At 71.3% G+C, this 1,260-nt stretch carries 2 protein-coding genes; both read right to left on the bottom strand.

Annotated elements, in window-relative coordinates; translation table 11 throughout:
- The coding region (locus tag BMY88_RS23155; RefSeq protein ID WP_139220575.1) for a hypothetical protein at nt 1-524 on the bottom strand (524 nt) is incomplete at its 3' end.
- 343 nt (nt 525-867) lie between these two features.
- The coding region (locus tag BMY88_RS23150; RefSeq protein WP_211435797.1) for a hypothetical protein at nt 868-1,260 on the bottom strand (393 nt) is incomplete at its 5' end.

Raw genomic sequence — 1,260 nt, 5'->3', positions numbered from 1 at the left:
CCGTTGACCATGACCAGCAGGCCGTGTGCGTCGGCCACCGACCGCAGGGTCTGGGTCAACGCGACCGCACCCGCCCGATACCCCGCCTTGTCCGGAAAGCTCGACCAGTCGATACCCGGGAACCACGACCGCGACCCCAGGTCGTCGGCGAAGAACCCGGCCATGTGCGGGTTCTCGACCACCATCGTCTCCAGCACGCACCGGAACTTGCCCTGCAGCACCGACCCGACCCGGAAGTCGTTGAGGAACCCCGCGGAGCTCACCCGGTAGCCCCCCGGCCAGCGTGACGTCGCCGGACCGCAGCCCGACGCGTTGATCAACATGTCGTGGTAGCGGCCGTGCGCGTTGTCGATGATCGCGTCGATGTAGATCAGCACGCTGCCCCCACCGACCGAGACGTCCCGGAACTCGCGCGCCCGGTAGTTGTCCCGCCCGGCGACCACCAGACCACCGGGATGCGCATACGCCTCCGCACCGCCGGAGGAACCGTAGAAGAGCGCCGCCGGCTGCGCGGGGCTGTTCACGACCGCCGTCGGCGCTGACGGCGGAGTCCGTCCCTCGACCGACGAAGCGGCCACGCAGGCGGACAGGGACAGCGCCGCAGCCGACGCCGCTGCGCACACCACCTTGAGGAGAGACCCGGCGAGCCGCGTCCGCGATCCTCGGCCGGCGACCATCGCGACTCCTCCCGTCCGGGCGCCGCGGCTCGACGGGGGGTCAGCACGTCCCGATAGGCCGGTTGCACGACGCGGATGCACGGCTGCACCGATCGTAGGCAGCGAGGAGCCGCGACGAGGCACCGAGAACGCGCTGACGCCGCCGGACGCGTGGTCCGGCGGCGTCAGCGCGAACGAGGGACTCGAGGCCTCAGTAGGCGACCCGGGACGGCAGTCCCGTCGGGTGGAAGGAGCCCCAGGGGGCCACCGTTCCGTTGTAGCTGGACTGCTGGTTGACGTAGGCGTAGCAGCCCGAGTCCACGTACTCCCTCAGCCCCGCGGCGGTGTCGGTGACCGCGTAGTTGATCGCCGCACCGCGGGTGACCGGGGACTGCGCGGCCCACTGCGACGAGCAGCCGTAGGGCCCGAAGTAGCCGATCTGCCCGTCGTGGTGCTCGACGAAGCCGCCGTCGGCCAGCGCGTTGCCGGACTGAGCCGCGTTCGGGTACCCGCCGCCGTCATTGGCCGACCAGGTGCCGTTGACCATGACCAGCAGGCCGTGTGCGTCGGCCACCGACCGCAGGGTCTGGGTCAACGCGACCGC

The sequence above is a fragment of the Trujillonella endophytica genome, from assembly GCF_900110555.1.
In the GTDB taxonomy this organism is placed as follows: domain Bacteria; phylum Actinomycetota; class Actinomycetes; order Mycobacteriales; family Geodermatophilaceae; genus Trujillonella; species Trujillonella endophytica.
This window is presented reverse-complemented; position numbering and strand designations above follow the sequence as displayed.